Raw genomic sequence first — 22,219 nt, forward strand, 5'->3', positions numbered from 1 at the left:
TCTGCTTTGTTAATTACTTCGAAAACAAGACATATCGCTTATCATTTTGTCACCCTAAAGGTTAAGCTTAATTTTGCACCGATGGCATATTTAACCAAAAATATTGAAAAAGCTAAAGCGGCCTTAAACAATGGAGATTTAGTTGCCATACCAACTGAAACAGTCTATGGGTTGGCTGCCAATGCTACAAGTATTGATGCAGTAAAAAGTATTTTTAAAACAAAAGGTAGACCTAGCAACAATCCACTGATCTTACATTTTTCAAACTTTGATGCTATCTCACCTTATGTTGCTTCAATTTCAGACGACGTAAAACTGCTAGCCAAATCATTCTGGCCCGGACCTTTAACTTTATTATTACCTAAAACAGATTTAGTACCAGAAATTATCACTGCTGGATTACCTAGAGTAGCTGTTAGAGTGCCTAGCCACCCATTAACCATAAAGCTATTAAATGAGTTAAATTATCCTTTAGCAGCACCTAGCGCAAACCCCTCAGGTTATATTAGCCCAACTAAGGCCTCGCACGTTGAGAAACAATTAGGAGACAAGATTGAATTCATTTTAGATGGAGGTAATTGTAAAAAAGGATTAGAGTCCACAATTTTAGGTTGGAATGACAATAATAAGCCCACTCTTTATAGGCAAGGTGTTATCACTGCCAAGGATATTGAAGAAGTCTTAAAAAAAGAAGTTGTCATTCATACTCCGAATTCTGGTCGATTGGAAGCACCCGGAATGCTTTCTTCTCATTATGCTCCAAAAACAAAAACAATTATAAGCGACAGTATTGAGAGTACTATCAGGGAAAATAGTGGTTTAAAATTAGGCCTTATCAAAGCTTTTCAACCTTATAAAGGACCAATTATAGTTTCAAAGCAGATAGTTCTATCATCAAACAACTTACTAGAAGAGATTGCACAAAAACTTTACGCTTCAATGCACGAACTTGATGCATTGGATTTAGATTTAATAATCATAGAAAAAGTAATAGATGAAGATATTGGACTTGCCATTAATGATCGATTAAAACGTTCTGCAGTCAAATAAAAAAGCTCTGATATTTTATCAGAGCTTTTTTTATATTTATTTCTTTGAAATTTTAACCCTTAACCCTTAACACTTGCTAATTTTGTATTGTGATTTTTCAGAGAATTCAATTTCAAATCTTGTAATACATTAATAGCCTCTTCGATATAAACATCTTTAGCTAAATCAGTATGCCAACGATTTCTTTTCTCTCTCAAAATAGGATCTTTTGTAAACAACTCTTCTTCATATTTTAAAGATTCAAAAGTCAATTTAGAATCATAATCTCTCAGTTTCTTAAAATAATTAGATCTTTTTTTGTTCGCCTCTTGCGTTGTCTTATACTTTTCATAATTCAAAGAAACTATGGTTTCATTTTGCTGATCACGCACCCATTTAGCATTTTCTTCAATAAGTTCAATTTGAGCATTATTTGCCATTCTAGCTTTACTATTCGCCACAGTGGTTTCGTAGTCAATATTACCATCCCAAACTTGATAATCAGCCGGTGTAATCTTGTCCCAAGCCAAAGGGTTTTCTTGATCACGTTCTCCTAAATCAATATAGCTATATCTATCTGGGACAACTATATTACTCTTTACACCTTCCAACTGGGTAGAACCACCATTAATTCTATAAAACTTTTGAGTAGTTAATTTAATTGCTCCAAGATCACCGTGTTCATTACTTCGAACGATATTATCTAAAGGAATAACATTTTGAACAGTTCCTTTTCCGAAAGTTTGCTTACTGCCAATAACAACTGCTCTTTTATAATCTTGCATAGCGGCAGCAAGAATCTCAGATGCCGATGCAGACAATTCATTAACCATAATAACTAATGGACCATCCCATTGAACGCGCTCATCCTTGTCTTCATGAATTTCTTTTCGCTGTCCTGAAGATTTCACTTGAACAATTGGACCATCTTTAATAAAAAGACCTGCCATTTCAACAACGGTTTTTAGTGAACCTCCACCATTATCTCTTAAATCAAGTATTAAACCTTCTGCTCCGGCCTGCTTTAATCGCTCCACTTCTTTGGCTACATCAGTAGCAGCATTGCGTTCAGAATAGTCATCAAAATCTACATAAAATTTTGGTAAGTTAATTAAGCCGAATTTGCGCTCATCTTTTATAACTGTTGCAGATTTTGCATACGATTCTTCTAATTCAACAACATCTCTGGTTATCGACACTATATCTACAGTACCATCAACCTTTCTTACCGTTAAATCAACTATAGTGCCTTTTGGTCCTTTAATTAGTTTAATGGCATCATCTAAGCGCATGCCAACAATATCAATTGACTCTTCACCGTCTTGTCCAACTTTTAAAATTTCATCACCTACTTCAAGGCTTTTTGCTCGCCATACCGGGCCACCAGATATAATTTCAACGATTTTTGCACCTTCCGGTTTCTTTTGTAATCTAGCACCTATGCCTTCAAATTTACCAGACATACTAATGTCAAATTTATCCTTCTCTTCAGGGCCAAAGTAATAGGTATGAGGATCAAACTCATCTACAATTGTATTGACATATTGCTCAAACCAATCTTTTCTTTCTAAACCGGAAACAAACTCAAAGAAATCATCTAAAGTATTTTTTGTTGTTTCTCTAGATACTGCTTCGACTTCAGCTAGAGTCATATTTTTTAGCTCTTCATCAGCTTTTTCTTCTGCAGTAGCAACATCTACACTAGCCAAGTCGCCTCCTTCTACGCCTCCTTTACTACTGGAGGTATTCTTAATCTTAATTTTTCCATCATAAACACCAAGAGCATTATACTTCAATTGTTTTCTCCATCGCTCTTTCAGCTGTTTTTTATTAGCAGCGTAGGGCTCTTCTTTATAATCAACAACTATTTCTTCGTCAATATTAAAGTCAAAAGGTTTTTCTAATACCTCAGTGTAAATATCTTTTGCTTCGTCCATTCGTTTCATTAAACGCTGATAAACCAAATTGAAAAAAGAAATTTCAGTATTTTTTATCTGATCATCTATTTGATACTTGTATTGCTCAAATTCACGAATATCACTTTCAATAAAATATCTTTTTGTTGGGTCTAGAATATCGATAAAATCTTCATAAACGTTAGCTGAAAATTTATCATTAATATCTTTAGGTTCGTAGTGACCACGCTCTAAGACATATGTAATTAAGTCAAGTAATAACTTGTCTTTATCATTGGTCTCAAAAGATTTGTTTGTAAAACTGCAAGAGGCAACTGCAATCAGTATTATTAAAAAGCCTAGCACAAAATTCTTCTTCATAATATAGTTTTTGGGACTGGGTTCATCGTTATTTCAATTAGTGCAAATCAGTCTTCAATTTACACCTACAATTCATACGAATTCCCTAAGATACTGAAAAAATCATGCCACTTTTAGAGGCGCACATTTAATTTTTTGTTAAACGCTTCAGACTTCATATCCTTATGAAAAACGTATTTTTACCATAATAATTATATCAAATGAAAAAACCGCTAATTCTTTTAACGAATGATGATGGAATTACGGCGCCAGGACTGCGTTCTCTCATTGCATTTATGAAAGAAATTGGCGAAGTCGTTGTGGTCGCACCTGACAGTCCGCAATCGGGTATGGGACATGCCATAACTATTGATAATACGTTATACTCCAAAAGAGTTATAATCGACAAAGAAAAAGGCGCACCCATAGAATATAGTTGCAGTGGAACACCAGCCGACTGTGTGAAATTAGGGCTTCAAGAAATTTTAGATAGAAGACCAGATATTGTTGTTAGTGGAATTAATCATGGATCAAATGCCTCAATAAATGTTATTTATTCTGGTACCATGAGCGCCGCTATTGAAGCAGGCATTGAAGGTATACCGGCCATTGGTTTCTCATTATGCGACTATGGTTGGAACGCGGATTTTAGCAAATGCAAAGAATTTGTTCAAAAAATTGTTATTCAGGCCCTAAATTACGGAATACCAAAGGGTACAGTGCTTAATGTGAACATACCTAAGGCTGCGGAGCAAATACCAAAAGGTATTAAAGTATGTAGGCAAGCAAAGGCGAATTGGAAAGAAAAATTTGATAAAAGGATTAGCCCAACCGGCAAAGAATATTATTGGTTGACTGGCAAATTTGAATTATTAGATAAAGGTGAAGACACTGACCAGTTCGCACTGAGTCAAGGTTATGTTTCAGTAGTACCCACTCAATTCGATTTAACAGCACATCACACAATTCAAACAATCAACAATTGGAATTTAAATGAATAACACAAAAAAAGAAGTTATTATCGGATTCTTAGTAGGGCTTATAGCAAATACTTTTGGAACCTTAGCTTATATTTTACTTTTCTCAGAATTCAGCATATCTGAAACTCTTAAAATTGCTGTAGAACAAGGTCATATTGGAAGTATTTTGGCCTTAGGCGCCATTTTAAATCTAGTTGCATTTTTTGGATTTCTGCGTATTAAACGTGATTATCGAGCAAGAGGGGTTATGATTGCTACTATTTTAACAGCACTGATTATTCTTTATTTTAAGCTCTTCTAATATGAAGTATTATATCATTGCAGGTGAAGCTTCAGGAGATCTTCATGGCTCGAATCTTATCAAAGCACTTTTAAAAAAAGATGCTCATGCACAGGTTCGTTGCTGGGGAGGTGATTTAATGCAAGTAGCAGGTGGTGAAATAGCAAAACACTATAAGAGCATGGCTTTTATGGGGTTTTTTGAAGTGTTGAAAAACATAACTTCAATTTTTAAGAACATTCGTTTTTGCAAAGAAGACATTACTAAATTCAAGCCTGATGTCATCATTTTTATTGATTTCTCTGGTTTTAATTTGCGTATTGCCAAGTGGGCAAAATCTCAAAACTTTAAGACCAACTATTATATTTCTCCCCAATTGTGGGCTTCAAGAGCAGGTCGAATCAAAAAAATAAAACGGGATATTGACCAAATGTATGTCATCTTACCTTTTGAAAAGGAGTTCTATCAAAAGCACGATTATCATGTTGAATTTGTTGGACATCCGCTTTTAGATGCAATTTCAAATACCACTTTTATTGAAGAACAGACTTTGCGTGCAGATTACAATCTGCATCCTAGCAAACCTATAATTGCTTTGTTACCAGGAAGTAGAAAACAAGAAGTTGAAAAAATGTTAGGATTGATGCTCTCTGTTACTCAAGACTTTCCATCTTATCAATTTGTAATTGCTGGGGCGCCTAGTTTAGAAAATGAGTTTTATAGTTCTTTTCTAAAGCAAAACACCGTGGGTTTTGTTTCAAATCAGACTTATTCCTTATTAAAATATTCCCATGCTGCGCTTGTAACTAGTGGCACTGCTACTTTGGAGACAGCACTGTTTAAAGTTCCACAAGTAGTATGTTATAAAGGAAACTGGATATCTTATCAAATTGCTAAAAGTATCATTACTTTAGACTTCATTTCGTTAGTCAATCTTATCATGAATAAAGAGGTGGTAAAAGAGTTAATTCAAGATGACTTGAATACCAAAAACTTGACATTAGAACTTAGCAAAACTGTAAGAGGAAAACAACGAGATCAAATACTTTCCGATTACAATTCTTTAGAAGAAAAATTGGGTGGTACTGGCGCTAGCGAAAAAGCAGCAGCATTGATCATTGAAAATGCTTAATTTTAGCTACCAAGAAGCTATTCTATTCTTGGATGTTCAAAAAATTCTACATTTTATTTTTAACCGTTTTGCTCACAGGTTGCTTTGCAAAAAAGAAAACTACATATAGTAAAACAAAAACAATTACTGTAAAATCTTCTAAGGAAAAGCCAACAGAAAGAATTACCAAAAAAGAGCTCGCAAAAAATAGTAAGGCCAATCAAGTGATTGAAACTGCAATGACATTTACCGGTGTTCGGTACAAATTTGGAGGCCAAACAAAAAAAGGAATGGATTGTTCTGGCCTCATTTTCGTTGCCTTATCTGAGAACGATATTGCCTTTCCGCGAGTATCATATCAAATGGCCAATCAAGGCAAACGCATTAAAATAAAAGAAGTACAAAAAGGAGATTTACTATTTTTTAAAACCAGTAAGCGCGGCAAAAACATTAATCACGTTGGCCTCGTTGTTGATGTTGGTAATGAAGTTAAATTTATTCATTCTACTACTTCTCGTGGTGTTATCGTTTCTTCTTTAAGAGAAGGCTATTGGAATTCAGCTTTTGTAAAAGCGCAGCGAATTTTATAATGAAGCTATTCAATTTTGTTTCTGTGAAATTAACCCTATGCCTTATAACTGGCATTTTATTAGGGTTTTACTTTTTAATTCCGCTCAAAATCTTAGGGTTCATCGTAATAACACTAATCCTGATTTTATACTTGATATATTTAAAAAACAAAAGAAATACATTCCCTTATTTCGATATTGTTAGCTACTTATCCATTATAGGCTTAGGTTTATTTATAACTACCCTAGCCAATCCAAAAAGTCTAAGTTCTCATTATTCTTACCAAAACATAAGTACAGATGCTGTTTGGAAAGTTAAGATTCGTGAAGTATTAAAACCTAATAGCTTTTCAGATAATTATATTGTAGAAGCTGAGGCTTTAGAAGAAGAACCAATAACTGGAAAATTATTTCTAAGTATTCAAAAAGACTCAATTGACTCTAGTCTTCTTTTAGTAGATGATGAACTATGGTTAGTATCCTCAGAAATCACTTTTGGTGAGCCTTTAAATCCACATCAATTTAATTTTAAAAGTTACTTAAAACAACAAGGTGTTTACCATCAATTACGGGTAGCTCCAAAAGCATATTACAAAACAGTAAAATCAAAAACGACTCTTTTGGGCTTAGCCTCAAACTTTCGTGAACGGCTAATTGAAAAACTTCATAAAGCTCCTTTTGGTAGTGAAGAACTAAGTATTATTCAAGCCTTATTATTAGGTCAAAGAAACGATATTACCTCTAACACCTATGACAATTACAAAGATGCTGGAGCAGTGCACATTCTTGCCGTTTCTGGGCTTCATGTAGGTATCATTTTATTGCTGCTTCAATTTCTATTAAACCCATTAGAGCTGCTGCCAAAAGGAAAAACAGTAAAACTTGTGATCATATTGCTTTTACTTTGGGCATTTGCTTTTGTAGCAGGTTTATCACCTTCTATTTTTAGGGCAGTAATGATGTTCTCATTTATTGCGTATGCTATGTATTTGAACCGTCCTAGCAACACCTTTAATATTTTAGCATTATCAATGTTTTTTATTTTGCTGTTAAAACCTTTGGTTCTTTTTCATTTAGGGTTTCAAATGAGTTATGCGGCCGTTTTTTCTATCGTTTTAATCTATCCTAAATTACAGCGGTTTTGGTATCCAGAACATTGGTTTTTAAGAAGAGCATGGCAATTATTATCCGTTAGTTGTGCCGCCCAACTAGGTGTTTTACCTCTAAGCCTATTTTACTTTCATCAATTTCCTTCTTTGTTTTTTATTTCCAATTTGGTTGTAATTCCCTTTTTAGGAATAATTCTTGGAATAGGAATTTTGGTTCTGGTTTTAGCACAACTAGATACATTGCCTGACACTTTAGTACTGGCATACAATTATTTAATAGGAAAAATGAATACAGTAATTGCTTGGGTTGCTCAACAAGAAGCTTTTGTTTTTAGAGATATTCCTTTTGACCAGATTCAACTACTACTATCTTATGCTTTAATCATGATTTTTATTATAATAGTTTCTAAGGCTACTTTTAAGAATATCAGCTGGTTTTTGATAGTTCTATTTACTTTTCAAAGCTGGGTAATTTACAGTGAAAGGAAATTAAGTAAAACTGAGCAATTCATTTTAGGACACCAAACCGCGCACACGTTCTTTCTTCATCAAATAGGAGATGATTTATCTGTTTTAGAAAGTAATCAAAAACCACTTAAACGTATCATAAATAATTTTAAAATTGGAGAACGTATTAATTCAATTAGTAGAGATTCACTCCAAAACGTATATCGTATTGGTTCCAAAAGTTTATTTATTATAGATAGTTTAAATGTTCTACCGAATCAGAATAATCTAGATTACTTTTTACTGACTCAGTCACCACAACTCAATCTTGTCAGGGTTATTGATAGGTTACATCCAAAAATGATTTTAATAGATGGTAGCAATTATAAGAGTTACGTTACCCGATGGAAAGAAACCTGTATTAAAAAAGAAATCCCTTTTCACTATACTGGTGAAAAGGGAGCCTATTATTTTGAATTGGAAAGTTCAAATTTTAATTAATGTCTCCCATCCATTTTTTTATAAAAGGACTGATAGCAAAAAATATTAGTCCTGCGCCAACCGAAACCCAAACTACATTTAAAAATATGTTCGGCATTTCAAGGACATTTTCCGGATCGAAATTACCTCCTATTAGACCAGCAATGAGATTTCCTAAAGCGGCACCCACAAACCAAATACCCATCATCTGACCAAGATATTTTTTGGGAGATAATTTACTGGTAGCACTTAGACCTACAGGGCTAATTGTTAACTCTCCAATCGAATGTAAGAAATAAGTGAGAATCAAGGCAAACATACCTGCTTTAGCCCCACTTGCAGCAACATGAGCTGCCTCAACCATAACCCAAAAACCTAATCCCAATAAAATCAAACCTATAGCGAATTTAAAAGGAGTTCTTATATTAATATTTCTCGCCGCTAGTTTTACCCAAAGGGCACCAATAATAGGTGCAAAAATAATTATGAAGCCAGAATTAAAAGACTGCAACATACCTGCTGGCATTTCCCAACCTCCTATAAATCTATCTGTAAAATCTCTGGCAAATAGGTTAAGTGAAGATGCGGCTTGCTCAAATCCAGACCAGAAAATCGCGATTCCTACAAAAAGAATAAAAATTACTGAAACTTTCTTCTTTTCCTCAATTGAAAGGCCTCCATTAAATAGTATATTTAAAAAATACCCCATTGTAATAACTACAATAATTAACCCAAGAGCCTTTGCTATGCCTGTTGCTGTAGTAACGTCAATATAATTTAGAAATTGGAGAGAAACTAGCAAAACAGCCACAATGGCAATAATAGCATAAGTTATAGTATTATTTGATTTTTCAACCTTGTCTATTTGCTTTACCTTAGGTTCGATTCCTATATCTCCAAGGTGTTTAGGAGCATAAAATTTATAGGCAAATAAACCCAAAAGCATTCCCACTGCCGCTAAACCAAAACCTAAATGCCAATTATATTCGGCAAGAAGAGGTACAAATATTTGTCCGAAAAAAGATCCTAAATTAATTCCCATATAAAAAATAGAAAATCCTGCATCCCTTTTAGCACCGCTTTCATTTGAATAAAGCTCTCCAACTAATGTGCTAATATTCCCCTTTAGCAATCCCGTGCCTAAAGCTACGAATGCAAGACCAGTAAAAAATATGGCTGGAGATCCGGGAATTGCAAGAATTAAATGTCCAATCATAATTAAAACGCCACCATAAAAAACGGCTTTTCTTTGACCAAAAACATTATCAGCAAGCCAACCTCCTGGAAGAGTCATTAAATATACACAAGCAGTATATAGACCGTAGACGGCACCTGCGGTTTCTGTAGTTAGTCCAAGTCCTTCTTGCACAACATCTGTTGTCATAAAGAGAATAAGGATAGCTCTCATTCCGTAATAGCTAAATCGTTCCCACATTTCAGCGGCAAACAGCACATACAATCCCTTAGGATGACTAAACTTTTCTTTACCGCCCTGCGATTTTACAACATCCGACATATCTTATTTTATTAGTTGGTTTGATTAATAATGACTTTAATTATCCTTTTATCTTCTCACTTTTTAATAAAGATTCCTCTTTTTGAGGTCTATCACGAAGGTTCTTATGAGCAAACTCTGTCATTTTTTTATAAAGATGATTTCTTGTATTACCTCCAAAAATACCGTGATTTCTATCAGGGTAAATAGCCCATTCAAAATCTTTATCTGCCTGAATCAAAGCTTCAATCATACGCATTGAATTCTGCACATGCACATTATCATCACCTGAACCATGAACCAATAGATAATCACCTTGCAATAAGTCTGGATAATTAAAAGGTGAATTATCATCATAACCACTTGGGTTTTCTTGTGGAGTTTGCATGTAGCGCTCTGTATAAATAGTATCGTAAAAACGCCAGCTTGTTACGGGTGCAACAGCTATAGCCATTTCAAAGGTTTCACTGCCTTTTAACAAAGCATTGGTTGACATAAAACCTCCGTAGCTCCAGCCCCAGATTCCTGTTCTATCTTCATCAATATAAGGGAGTTTACTTAATTTATCTGCCGCCGCAATCTGATCTTCAACTTCATATTTTCCCAATTCTAATTGTGTGACTTTTTTAAAATCACGTCCTTTTAAACCTGTTCCCCTTCCATCAACACAAGCAATAATATAGCCTTCGGAAGCAAGCATTTGATACCAATAATCATTCGTTCCATTCCAACGATTAGCTACAGATTGAGAACCTGGTCCGCTATATTGATACATTAAAAGTGGATATTCTTTGGAAGGGTCAAAATCAGCTGGTTTTATCAGCCACATATTCAAATCATTTCCATTAATTGAAATTGTAGAGAACTCTTTATTGCTCATTTCATAACCTTCAAGTTTAGTTGCCAAAGAACTATTATCCTTAATTTGTTTAAGCATTTTTCCGTTTAAGGCTTTATGTAATGTAAAGACATAAGGAGTGTTCGCACTTGAAAAAGTATTAATAAAATAGGTGTAGTCCGCACTAAAAGCCGCTGAGTTAGTACCCTCAGATGTAGTTAATCTCTTTTTATTATCACCAGAACTGGAGATACTATATACATCTCTATTAATTGAGCCATTCTCGACAGACTGATAATAAACCCTATCTTCTTTTTGATCATAACCGTAATAATTGGTTACCTCCCAATCACCTTTTGTGATTTGATTCATTAAGTTACCGTCTTGATCATGCAAATAAATATGATTGTAACCATCTTTCTCGCTAGTCCATATAAAACTATCGTCTGCTAAAAACGTTAGATTATCATGAATATCTACATAAGCCTCGTCCTTTTCTTCAACAAGCGTTTTTACCGAGTTGTCAGTTGCATTGATCTCATGTAAAATCAAGTGGTCCTGATGACGATTTATGGTTTGTACACTTAGATAATTCGGATTATTCATCCATTTTATTCTCGGTATATAATACGGTTCACCTAAATCTACATTGGAACTAGTGCCTTTTTCAACATCATACATTAACAAATTTACTGTAGCATTTATCTCACCTGCTTTTGGATATTTAAACTGATTTTGGGTTTGATATAAATCGGAACCATAAACATCCATTGAAAAATTAGGCACCTCCGTTTCATCAAAACGCAAAAAAGCTATTTTAGTACCATCACTGTTCCATTCATATGCTTGAACAAATGAAAACTCCTCTTCATATACCCAATCCGTTACACCATTGATTATAGTTCCTTTTTTACCGTCGGTAGTAAGTTGTTCAGTCGTGTTCTCTTTTAAGTTATTAATGTAGATATTGTTTTCAAAAACATAGGCTACTTTAGAACCATCTGGAGAGAACTCTGGCTCTTGAATTTTATTGTCTGAAATTTTCACTAGGGATTTATCAGCAATATTGTAAACATAATAGATTCCGATTCTTGATCTTCTAAAAACTGGTTCCACCTCTGTTGCCAAAATGACTTTAGATTCATCATCACTAAACTCATAAGAACTGAATGGTGGTATGGCGTCTGAAGATGAAACTATTGTCCCCACTTTTTCCTGTGTTTTATAATCATAAGTATCTATACTTCTAGCTCCAGAACTTCTATTAAAATTTAAAATGGTGTATTGCTTTCCATTTTTCATAGAACGAAGAACATCTAACTGCTGTGTTCTAAAAGTTCCTCCCCAAATTTCTTCAAGTGTGATTTTTTGTTTTTGAGCTAAAGAAAAAGAAGCGATGAATAAAGAAAAAAGAAGTAGAAAAGTAAGTTTTCTTGTGATCATATAAATTGATTAAAAACTATCAAGTTTACTAATAATTTATCGAATAGTAAACTTTAGCTATTGATTTGAATAACAATAACAAGATCAGGTGGTGTATTTATTATATTTGAACCTCTAAGAAAGAACTATGCACACACCTGTACAAGGGTTTTCAAAACTTACTAAAGAAGAAAAAATTGACTGGATTGCCAAAAATTGTACCGAAAACGAAACAAAAACTAAAGGAATTTTAAAACGTTATTGGAATAGTGATGCTTCTTTACAAAAAGTACATGATGAATTTATTGAGAATACCATCTCTAACTACTACTTACCCTTTGCAATAGCACCCAATTTTTTAATAAATGAAAAATTGTATGCTATACCTATGGCAATAGAAGAAAGTTCTGTTGTCGCTGCTGCAAGTAAAGCCGCAAAATTTTGGCTAACAAAAGGAGGGTTCAAGACTACTATTGTAGGCACTGAAAAAGTGGGGCAAGTACATTTTATGTATAACGGTAAAAAAGAAACGCTTTTTCAATTTTTTAATACCATCAAATCTCAATTTTTAAATGACGCCGGGGTAATCACCCAAAGTATGGAAAAACGTGGCGGTGGCGTCACCGATATTGAACTGCGTGATAAAACAGAACAACTGTGTGACTATTATCAACTGCATTGCACCTTTGAAACATTGGATGCAATGGGTGCTAATTTTATTAATTCTTGTCTCGAACAATTTGCTAAAACTCTAAAAGAACAAGCGAATTTGTACAAAGGCTTCACAGCTGACGAAAAAGAGTTTGAAATTGTCATGAGTATTTTAAGTAACTATGTTCCTAATTGTATTGTTAAAGCCGAAGTCAGTTGTCCAATAGGTGATTTGACAGAAGGTGAGCTTGAAGGAGGAAAGTTTGCTAGAAAAATAGTTCAAGCAGTTCATATCGCCAAGTCAGAACCCTTCAGAGCTGTAACCCATAACAAGGGTATTATGAATGGAATTGATTCCGTGGTTTTAGCCACAGGAAATGATTTTAGAGCTGTTGAAGCCGGTATACATGCTTATGCCGCAAAAGATGGTACATATTCTAGTCTTACGCATGCCACTGTTGATGATGGAATATTTAGATTCTGGATTGAAATTCCATTAGCCTTGGGGACTGTTGGCGGACTTACGTCGCTTCATCCTTTGGTAAAGCTAGCCTTAGAAATATTACAAAAACCGAATGCAAAAGAATTAATGCAGATTGTTGCCGTTGCAGGTCTTGCTCAAAATTTTGCTGCACTCCGTTCTTTAGTTACCACTGGCATACAGAAAGGGCATATGAAAATGCACCTTTTAAACATGCTTAATCAATTGGGTGCAACCGATGAACAAAAAAAACAGTTGGTTGTTCACTTTAAAGACAATCTAGTTTCAAACGCATCGGTGAAAGAAGCTCTTGAAAAAATTCAAAAAGATTAATGAAAGAGAATTTTTACAGTAACGGTAAATTATTAATCACTGGTGAATACGCTGTTTTGGATGGAGCAAAGGCTTTTGCAATACCAACAAAATATGGTCAAAGTTTGGTTATCTCTAAAAATGATTCAGGCACTATAGAATGGACAAGTTTTGACAATGAGCAAAATAGCTGGTTTAAGGCAATAGTTTCTATTCCAGATTTAAATGTACTTTTTACTACTAATGAAGAAATTGCCAATACCCTTAGTAAAATTTTAGAAGCTGCTAGAAATTTGAATTCAGACTTTTTGATTACAGATACTGGTCTTGAAATCGCAACCCACCTTGGCTTTCCAAAAGACTGGGGCCTGGGAAGTTCTTCAACTTTAATCAATAACATCGCCAATTGGGCGGAAATTGACCCCTACAGCCTTTTGGAACAAACGTTTGGAGGTAGTGGTTATGATTTGGCCTGTGCGGCAAATAATAAACCAATAGTTTATCAATTAATAAACGATAAGGCAACCGTTGAAAAAGTAGATTTCAAAGTTCCTTTTTCAGATAAACTTTTCTTTGTCTATTTGGATAAAAAACAAAATAGTCGTGATGCCATTAAAAATTATAGAGCGCAATCATTTGACAAAGATATCTTGATTGATTCTATCTCAACAATAACGGAAAAGACAATTAAGTCAAAATCTCTTTTAGAATTTGAACTTCTAATAAAAGAACATGAAGCATTACTCTCTAATGTTTTAAAAATAAAAACTGTTCAAGAAAATTTATTTTCAGATTATACTTATGGTGTAGTTAAAAGCCTCGGTGGCTGGGGTGGAGATTTTGTACTCGCTACTGGCACTAAAAAAACCCCTGAATATTTTAAATCCAAGGGTTTCAATATTGTTATTCCTTATCAGGAAATGATTTATTAATAAAAAGTAGCTCTATTATCTTCAATTTCTGCCCCTTCTTTTAGGGCATTGTAAACGGCTGTATTTACTGCATTTTTATTTGCAGTGGTAAGTGTATTACTAAATGTACTAAAATTCGGAAGCGTAACAGCATCATTCTTTTTGGTAACCTTAAACATAAATATCCCGGTCTCACCTTCTAATAAACCTGATGTTTGACCTTCGTCAAAAGCAAATGCATTACCAACAATCATCGGCTCTCTACCTGCCCCTGGAATGGTTGGTGATTTTCTGCTTAAAGCTGAAGCATTAGAGACAGTAACATTATTATCCTGTGCTAAATCTTCTAAACTCTTACCTTGATTAGCCGCAATAATTTGTGCAGCTTTACGCTCTTTTCTAATTTTTGGAAGTGCTTGAGCTGAAGCATCTTCAGAAGCCATTAAGCCTTCTCTATAAGTTTTGGTAACTTGTACAACTGCATAACCGTTAGATAGATCAAAACGCTTTATATCGCCTACATTAGTATCATCATTAAATGCCCATTGCACAATATTACGTTGTGTACCAAGTCCAGGCAGATTTTCATCCATCTCTTTCAACTTGTTAACTGGTAACACAGCATATTCACTTTCTTTTGCAATATCATTAAAAGATTCAGGAGCGGCATCTGTGGTAGCCATTTCAAATTTTGTAGCATCTGTAAACAATGTGTTGATTGTTTCATCAGAAGGCTCAATTTCTCTTGACAAGGTTGCCACCTGTAAAATATCTTGCTTGTCATCTACCTTAATCACGTGAAAACCAAATTCAGTTTCTACAAGACCAACAGTACCAACATCATTACCAAAACAGAAATCATTAAACTCATCTGCCATAATACCTTCTTGAAAATAACCCAAATCACCACCTCTTGGTGCAGACGGACCATCAGAATTATCACGAGCTAATGCAGTAAAATCCGCGTCAGCCTTTTTAGATTCAGTCAAAAGTCTTTTAGCTTCTGTCTCAGCTTCTTCCTTTGTTCTTTTTATTTCAGGGTTAGCTCTTGTTGCTCCCTCATAAGTAATTAAAATATGGCTAGCTTTTGCAGAACCGTTCTCTTTGGCATCTACAACTTTAGAAACCTTGAAAAAATCTCCATCTCTATACGGACCATACATTCCGCCCACGCCAACATTCATTAAAGAATCTGCAGCAATTGCTGGCAGGTCTTTTTTTGCCTTGTAAATAGTATCAAACTTAGTATCAGAGTTTCTATCCAAAAAAGCCATGATATCTGTGGTACTCTTGAAACCAGGAATAGTATCAGTTTCATCTCTATCTTCCGAATACTCCAATGAATCCTCTAAAAGTTTAACTACCTCAGCTCTAACATTATTTTCATCTTCTAAAGAAGCTTTTTCTTCAAAAAAGGAAAACCTTAGGTCTCTAGCACTTTCTTGATTATAATCGTCCGGATTTTCTTTTATATACGCAGTAATTTCCTCTTTAGAAACTTGTATCGTACTATCAGCTATACTGCTATAAGGTACTCTTACATACTGTATATCAACTTTATCATTGGTTAATTTATAATCAAACTCACCTTCAGCTAAAGTTGCACCAGCACCTGCTTTTACGAGGTTAAAATACATTTGTTCTTTTGCAGATTGCATAATTGATTTTTCAATCTGCAACCAATTATCATAACGTAAAGGGTCGGTTTCTCTCCAATCAGCAATAGCAGTTTTAAAAACTTCTACATTAAAAACCCCATTCTCATCTTGAAAAGAAGGTTCTTGAGCGTAACCAGTATTTTTAATAAAATCAACAATCTGATCACTTTCAACATCTACCCCTAAGTCTTCAAACTGTTGGTTTAAAATAGTTCTCCTTACTTCTTGGTCAAATACGGTATTCACCAATTGTGTTGATGAAAAATTACTACCATACTGTCTCTGAGCTTGCTCCAACTTTGTATTGAAGTCTTCCATCGAAATTGCTTCATCATTAATTTCAGCCAATGTTGAACCTACTTTACCTCCTGCAAAATCATTATTTGTAAAAACACCAGAAATCACAAAAGCGAACAATGCCAAACCAATAATCAATATCAATACAGTTGTTCGTTTTCTTATATTTTCTAAAATTGCCATTTATGCCTTGTTTTCTTTAATTTCAGTGGGCGAAAATACTATTTTCTTTTCAAATAGGAAAGGTAAAAAGAGGGGTATGAGCCTTTGACACCATCAATTCTGGTTGATTATTCGCTATCTAATCGATGCAAACGAACTAAATCAATTTTATTATTAGAAACTTCTAATATGTGAAACAAAAAGTTGTCAACTTTAATCTCCTCGTTTTGTTCGGGTATTTCCGCTGTATGACTCATAATAAGACCGCCAAGCGTTTCAAAATCATCTCCCTCAGGAAGTTCTAACTTATAATTCTCATTTAGATAATCAACTTCTAAACGTGCTGAAAATTTAAACACATTATCGCTAAGTTGCTCTTCATCTAAATTGGTCGTATCGTGTTCATCTTCTATTTCTCCAAAAAGCTCTTCTACAATATCTTCTACCGTCATAACACCCGAGGTTCCTCCGTACTCATCTAAAACAACAGCCATGCTCTTTCTTCGTTTGGTGAGCACATTCAATATATCATGAACCAACATAGTTTCTGGCACAAACTCTACCGGCAATAAAATACTTTTAATAGATTTTGGTTTTTTAAACAGTTCGTACGAGTGCACGTATCCAATAATATCATCTATGGTTTCTTTGTAGACCAATATTTTTGACAAGCCCGTTTCGGTGAAAAGTTTAGTAAGGTTTTTAGGAGTGTCATTAAGTTCTACAGCAATAATTTCAGTTCTTGGCACCATTACTTCACGAGCTTTCACCTCAGAAAATTCTAAAGCATTTTGGAACAATTGTATTTCAGAGTCAACGATGTCTTCCTCCTCAACTGATTCCATTTGTTCTGTTATATAATCCCCAAGTTCAATCTTTGTAAATGCTAATTGTACTTCATCACCTTCAGTTTTAAAAAAGGTTCTTAAAATAAAATCTGAAACTTTAATTACAAACCAAGAAATTGGATAAAACAGCATATAAAAAACATAGGCTGGCACTGCAAAAAACTTCAATAAAGTATTGGAATAAATTTGAAATAAGACTTTAGGTAAAAATTCTGCCGTAAGCAGAATGACCATTGTAGAAATGAGTGTTTGTGACAACAGGCTAAAATCTGTCAACAACAGATTAATAAAAGATAAGTCTGTGGGTAAAAATTGGACGAACCATTTCATCAAAAGGTCTCCCATAAAAAGACCATATACTACTAAAGCAATATTATTACCAATTAACATGGTAGCAATAAATTTTGAAGGTTTTTTAGTTAACCAAGTCAATACTTTGGCTAAAAATCCTTCCTGCTTTTTTTCTAGCTCTATATGAATTCTATTTGCCGAAACAAAAGCGATTTCCATTCCTGAAAAGAATGCTGAAAACAATAAGGATAGAATAATTATGAGAACAGCAGTATCCACAACTACTTCTGATTTTGTTTAGCTCTATCTTCAAATCGTTTACGGTACTTTCTTCTAAAAATAAACATAGCTAAAGAAACCACTGCAAAGAATATAAAGATATATGTCTCCTTTGGATCCACTGACCATAAGGTTACTATTTTGTAAATAGCAGCTATAGCCACAACTAAGTATAAGTATTCAGTGTATTTTAAAATTTTAACCATTTTATTCGTCCTCAGAAATTGTCATTAACCCATATGTTTTGTGGGCATTAAAAAATGTAAACTCTCTATTAAAATCCATCCCTTCACCATCCATCACAGTACCTTCTTCAAGGTTGGTGTAAGTGAACTCCTCCTCTGTAAAAATCCATTTATTGGTTCTATCCCAATACAATTGAGGAGTCTCAAGTTTCTTTCCGTCATGCGAAGTTAATACAACATTACCTTGTAAATCAATAACATTTGTTTTGGAATATATTATAGCATAATCTGCTTCGATAATACTCTTCTGTCCCTTTTCATCAAAAACGTCAAGATGCAGTCCTTCAGGAAATTCTTTAAAGCCAAAGGTTAAGTTATCAAAGTCTTTGTTTATTGGACTCTTTAAAATGGCAACTACTCTTGAGGCAGAAGAGTCTTGTGTTGAGACTTCTTTAATAGCTTCAGTATAAGTGAAGACAAAATTTTTGGCAATCCCTTGCGGATAAATATTAGTAGCAGCCTCTTCACCTACTCTTTCATAGTTATCACCGCAGCCATAAAAAAGGATTGCCACAGCAAAAGCTGTGGCAAATCTTAAATAATAATATGTGTTATGTGCACTCAACGCTATAAGTTCGGCACTTTAATACTACCACCAACCCAGCAACTAAAAGTTACAGTTTTTCCGGCCATAGCATTATTAAATATCATCGTCTTGTCTGGAGCTCGTTGATCATAACTTGCAGCCGTTTTATTAGCTCTTGACTTTAAAGAAGGATCAACTCTACCTGCCTTACGAGCCATATCAGCAGCTTTCCAATAAATCGCACGCTTTTCAAAAGGAGTACTACCACAAGCGTTAGCACTACTAGCATACAAATTTGCGATTAGTAAATAAGCTTTTCCATTAGCCCCATTAGCGTTTATAGCTTTTTGCGCATAATTTCTTGCTTGAGATTTGCTACCTTTTCTAACAATAGTTGCAATCTTGTATAAGATATTTGATTTTCTGTAAGCATCTGATTCTAGTTCTACTGCTTTGTTAAAATCAGCAATTGCTCCTTTACTATCTCCTGACTTTGATTTAAGAGTGCCTAAATAAACATACACATCAGCAGAAGGATCTAACTCAGCCTGTACCTCAACCATTTTACTAAATAAAGGATCATCAGTACATTCTTTACTAAACATTCTTCCAACGGCTCTTTTAACCCATGTAACATCGTTCTTTTTTGCTTCAAAACTCTTTTCGTATAATGGAATAAGGTTCCCACAGTCAGCAAGTGCTCCTAATTTAGAGTCAATACTACTAGCAATTTTACCGTAAGATTCAGAGTTAACAGTAGCAGCTCTCTTTTGTCTTTTCTCTTTAGAAGTTAATGGAGTACCTGCATCTTCTTTAGCTAAAATTTTAGAAAGAACTCCGGTCAATTTTTTATTCTCTTCTTCAACTTTTTCAGTTACATCATCATATACGTCAAAAACCTCTTGCAATTCTTTTTTACCTTCATTATGCAAATCAACTAAACTTGAAAAGTATAAGTAAAGTGCTTTAGGGTTTTTAAAATTCTTTTTATCCTCTTTAAAAGCTTTACCTAACATATCATAAAGCTTATCGTTTGATGCCATTTTGTTTTCATACATCAAAAGGCCTTTATCAATTTCTCTATCAGCCATAGGAAATTTATCAGCAAAGTACTTTCCACTATCATCATAAAGCGTCATTAGGTCTTGAACATAACCATCTTTATCTGCTCCAGAAGAGTTTTTAATTTTATGTTTTAGAATTCTTTCACCATAGGTAAAATTGGCCTTATTAATATCTGGGCAAGCCTCATAAACCATTTTCCATGGTTCGTAAGCTGCATCATAATTCTTGACTTTTGCATGTTCTGCATAGATTGACAAATTGGTCATGCATTCAGGGTTTTGGGCTTGGGCCATACTTAAACCCATCACCATCAAGACCGCTATCATCGTTAAGTAGAGTTTCTTCTTCATCTTATTAATTTTAAAGTGGTTAATGTACAAATTTTTATAAAACTAACTTACAGAAGGCTGGTTACACCTTGGTTATTTATGAATTCTTCAAAAAACTTTAGTTTATTTTCCTTTTTTGGAACCATCTATCGTTTAATGATAAGCCAACGTTAACTTGGAAATAACTTTCTTCAATAAGTCCGGCGTCAGTAGTTCCTCGTCTTCCTAATTCAAATCCTATATTTAAATTTGAAAAGCTTGTAGGACCTCCAGTTACACCATTCATTGGTAAACCAAATCCAAAAGTTATGCCAAAGTTGTTTATTTCCTTATCATTAACTATTAAACCCGTTTGCTCGTAACGCAATCCGGCTCGGTATGTAATTCTATTTAAATAGCCTGAAAGTGAACGATAGTCAGGAATAAAGTAGGTTCCAAAAGCCATAACACTGGCATCTTCGTAAGCAACATTTTCTTGGCCCAGAAATTCGTTACTAAAAGAACTTAGTTGTTGAAAACTATACTCACCACCTATAAACCATTTTTTATTTTGCCCAAAACCAAGACCAACCGTAGTTACTGTCGGTATTTTTAATTCGGTATTTTTTAAGCCCTGAGCTTCTAAATCAATATCAAAAACTTCTATCTCTCCTCCCTCTAAAGAGAATGAACCTATTCTTGCGCTATTCTTGGAAACCAAATTCACTTGAGTATTAACACCTATATGAGTATATAATGTGTATTTCTCTTTTATAGTTGGTGTATAATTAAGGGCATAGTTAAAATCGAAGCCGTTAATTCGTGAAACTCTAGTGTCTAGCGTTCCTAATTGTACGTTCTGAACACTTTGAATACGTTGATACGTAAGCGAACCAAAATTAAAATTAGCTGTGGCACCAATACTTAAATTTTTCTTGGGTTGATACCCAAAAGACAAATAAGCTCTGTTCAAACCCCCTTCACCAGAAAATATATTAGTGACGGTATCTTGAACTGCGTTGGTGGTTTGCTGATTTAAACTATAACCAACGGAAGAAAAAGGCATGATACCAAAACCAATACCAGCATTCTTTGTAATAGGTAAACCTATAGCCAGGTAATCTAAATTGGTTACGGAAGCATTTTGTTCTTCTATAGCATCTTTTAATCTATACTCCGAGTGAGAAATACCAGCTGTATAAGTTGTCAATTTTAATTGAGAATAAGCGGAAGGATTTTTTAGATTTACATGTATACTATCAGCATACATCTGAAGCCCGCCCATCATTTGATTTTCAACAGTACCATTACTTCTAAAATCACCAACACCAAAAATTGAATAAGGAGAAATAGTACCATTTTGAGCATAAGAGCCAAAAGACAAAAGGCATATGCATCCAATCAGAAAATTCTTAACCATCTAGTTTTTATTGTATTCCAGCAGGTAATTTAACCCCTCCAACAGAAATTTAGAATTCGCAAATATGGAATTTTTTAGCCGTTTGGCAAAAAATTGAGCGTCACCGCCTGTTAAAATAACTGTTAAAAATTTAAAGCGGTCTTTATATTGATTTATTACCCCGTCTAGTTCTTGGCAAATTCCGTTGACTACACCGCTCTGCATAGACTTTTCAGTAGAGTTCCCAATAAAATCTAAAATTGGTTCTCCTATCAATAATGGAAGTTGCGCCGTTTGATCATTCATTGCTTTAAAACGCATATTCATGCCAGGAGAAATGGCCCCACCCAAATATTCTCCGTAATCATTCATCATTTCATAAGTAATACAAGTACCCATGTCAATGACCAAAGTGTTTCCTTTTGGATTTTCATAAAAAGCTCTTGTTGCTAAAGCGATGCGGTCAATCCCCAATGTTTGCGGATTGATATAACTATTTTTAAAAGGAATTTTTGATTCGTGTGAAAGCAAATGAACTTTGCAAAAAAGAGATAGTACTTCATACTCTTTTTTAGGATGACCTCCTACTGAAGAAATGATAGCATGAGTTATTTTTGGATACACCTCAAATAAATCTCTGACCATAGTTAGAAATAGTCCTGAATCGGAATGCTGATCAATGACTAATTTCTTTTTATCAAAAACAGCGTATTTCACTCGAGTATTACCTATATCGACTACCAAATTCATATTGCAAAAATACAAACAAAA

The 22,219-nt window shown here is 34.2% G+C and carries 17 protein-coding genes; 8 read left to right on the plus strand and 9 right to left on the minus strand.

The window, feature by feature from the left end:
- The first annotated feature begins 81 nt into the window (after positions 1–81).
- Entirely contained in the window at positions 82–1,050 is a 969-nt protein-coding gene (locus RM542_RS00205) for an L-threonylcarbamoyladenylate synthase (RefSeq protein WP_311383683.1), read from the plus strand.
- A 59-nt stretch (positions 1,051–1,109) separates the two neighbouring features.
- Here RM542_RS00205 and RM542_RS00210 read toward each other — a convergent pair whose 3' ends face one another.
- Complete coding sequence (locus RM542_RS00210; protein ID WP_311383684.1) at positions 1,110–3,305, minus strand: carboxy terminal-processing peptidase; 2,196 nt, start codon at positions 3,303–3,305, stop codon at positions 1,110–1,112.
- A gap of 200 nt (positions 3,306–3,505) precedes the next feature.
- Here RM542_RS00210 and surE point away from each other — a divergent pair, with 200 nt between their 5' ends.
- From surE to RM542_RS00235, 5 genes are read left to right on the plus strand one after another with little or no spacing between them, the layout of a single operon-like run.
- Positions 3,506–4,285, plus strand: coding sequence for a 5'/3'-nucleotidase SurE (surE, locus tag RM542_RS00215; protein WP_311383685.1), 780 nt, complete (start codon positions 3,506–3,508; stop codon positions 4,283–4,285).
- A complete protein-coding gene (locus RM542_RS00220; protein WP_311383686.1) occupies positions 4,278–4,565 on the plus strand; it encodes a hypothetical protein in 288 nt (95 codons plus the stop codon). The genes surE and RM542_RS00220 overlap by 8 nt, the downstream gene beginning before the upstream one ends.
- 1 nt (position 4,566) lies before the next feature.
- Entirely contained in the window at positions 4,567–5,676 is a 1,110-nt protein-coding gene (lpxB, locus tag RM542_RS00225) for a lipid-A-disaccharide synthase (protein ID WP_311383687.1), read from the plus strand.
- Positions 5,677–5,708: 32 nt separating this feature from the next.
- A complete protein-coding gene (locus RM542_RS00230; protein ID WP_311383688.1) occupies positions 5,709–6,245 on the plus strand; it encodes a C40 family peptidase in 537 nt (178 codons plus the stop codon).
- Positions 6,245–8,281 (plus strand): ComEC/Rec2 family competence protein, encoded by a 2,037-nt coding sequence (locus RM542_RS00235; RefSeq protein ID WP_311383689.1) that lies wholly within the window; start codon positions 6,245–6,247, stop codon positions 8,279–8,281. The genes RM542_RS00230 and RM542_RS00235 overlap by 1 nt, the downstream gene beginning before the upstream one ends.
- Here the strand turns inward: RM542_RS00235 and RM542_RS00240 are convergent.
- Both RM542_RS00240 and RM542_RS00245 read right to left on the minus strand, forming a co-directional pair.
- Positions 8,274–9,776 carry a peptide MFS transporter gene (locus tag RM542_RS00240; protein ID WP_311383690.1) on the minus strand — a complete coding sequence of 501 codons (1,503 nt, stop codon included), beginning with the start codon at positions 9,774–9,776 and terminating at the stop codon, positions 8,274–8,276. The two genes, RM542_RS00235 and RM542_RS00240, sit on opposite strands and share 8 nt — an antisense overlap.
- A gap of 40 nt (positions 9,777–9,816) precedes the next feature.
- On the minus strand, positions 9,817–12,036 hold the full coding sequence (locus tag RM542_RS00245; protein ID WP_311383691.1) for a S9 family peptidase: 2,220 nt from the start codon (positions 12,034–12,036) through the stop codon (positions 9,817–9,819).
- Positions 12,037–12,163: 127 nt separating this feature from the next.
- On the opposite strand from RM542_RS00245, the gene RM542_RS00250 reads away from it, so the two are divergent.
- Positions 12,164–13,480 carry a hydroxymethylglutaryl-CoA reductase, degradative gene (locus RM542_RS00250; RefSeq protein WP_311383692.1) on the plus strand — a complete coding sequence of 439 codons (1,317 nt, stop codon included), beginning with the start codon at positions 12,164–12,166 and terminating at the stop codon, positions 13,478–13,480.
- Positions 13,480–14,391 carry a GYDIA family GHMP kinase gene (locus RM542_RS00255; protein ID WP_311383693.1) on the plus strand — a complete coding sequence of 304 codons (912 nt, stop codon included), beginning with the start codon at positions 13,480–13,482 and terminating at the stop codon, positions 14,389–14,391. Before RM542_RS00250 ends, RM542_RS00255 begins: the two co-directional genes overlap by 1 nt.
- Here the strand turns inward: RM542_RS00255 and RM542_RS00260 are convergent.
- The 6 genes from RM542_RS00260 to RM542_RS00285 all read right to left on the minus strand — a co-directional run bounded on the left by RM542_RS00260 (position 14,388) and on the right by RM542_RS00285 (position 22,198).
- Positions 14,388–16,508 (minus strand): SurA N-terminal domain-containing protein, encoded by a 2,121-nt coding sequence (locus RM542_RS00260; RefSeq protein ID WP_311383694.1) that lies wholly within the window; start codon positions 16,506–16,508, stop codon positions 14,388–14,390. The genes RM542_RS00255 and RM542_RS00260 overlap by 4 nt on opposite strands.
- Positions 16,509–16,615: 107 nt before the next feature.
- Positions 16,616–17,905, minus strand: a complete 1,290-nt coding sequence (locus RM542_RS00265; protein ID WP_311383695.1) for a hemolysin family protein — start codon at positions 17,903–17,905, stop codon at positions 16,616–16,618.
- Between the two features lie 207 nt (positions 17,906–18,112).
- Positions 18,113–18,715 carry an LPS export ABC transporter periplasmic protein LptC gene (lptC, locus tag RM542_RS00270; RefSeq protein WP_311383696.1) on the minus strand — a complete coding sequence of 201 codons (603 nt, stop codon included), beginning with the start codon at positions 18,713–18,715 and terminating at the stop codon, positions 18,113–18,115.
- A gap of 2 nt (positions 18,716–18,717) precedes the next feature.
- A complete protein-coding gene (locus tag RM542_RS00275) occupies positions 18,718–20,091 on the minus strand; it encodes a hypothetical protein (protein ID WP_311383697.1) in 1,374 nt (457 codons plus the stop codon).
- Positions 20,092–20,188: 97 nt separating this feature from the next.
- Positions 20,189–21,469 carry a hypothetical protein gene (locus RM542_RS00280; RefSeq protein ID WP_311383698.1) on the minus strand — a complete coding sequence of 427 codons (1,281 nt, stop codon included), beginning with the start codon at positions 21,467–21,469 and terminating at the stop codon, positions 20,189–20,191.
- A complete protein-coding gene (locus tag RM542_RS00285; protein ID WP_311383699.1) occupies positions 21,470–22,198 on the minus strand; it encodes a type III pantothenate kinase in 729 nt (242 codons plus the stop codon).
- Between the last annotated feature and the right edge of the window lie 21 nt (positions 22,199–22,219).

Source organism: Croceitalea sp. P059 (genome assembly GCF_031846365.1).
Lineage (GTDB): Bacteria > Bacteroidota > Bacteroidia > Flavobacteriales > Flavobacteriaceae > Croceitalea > Croceitalea vernalis.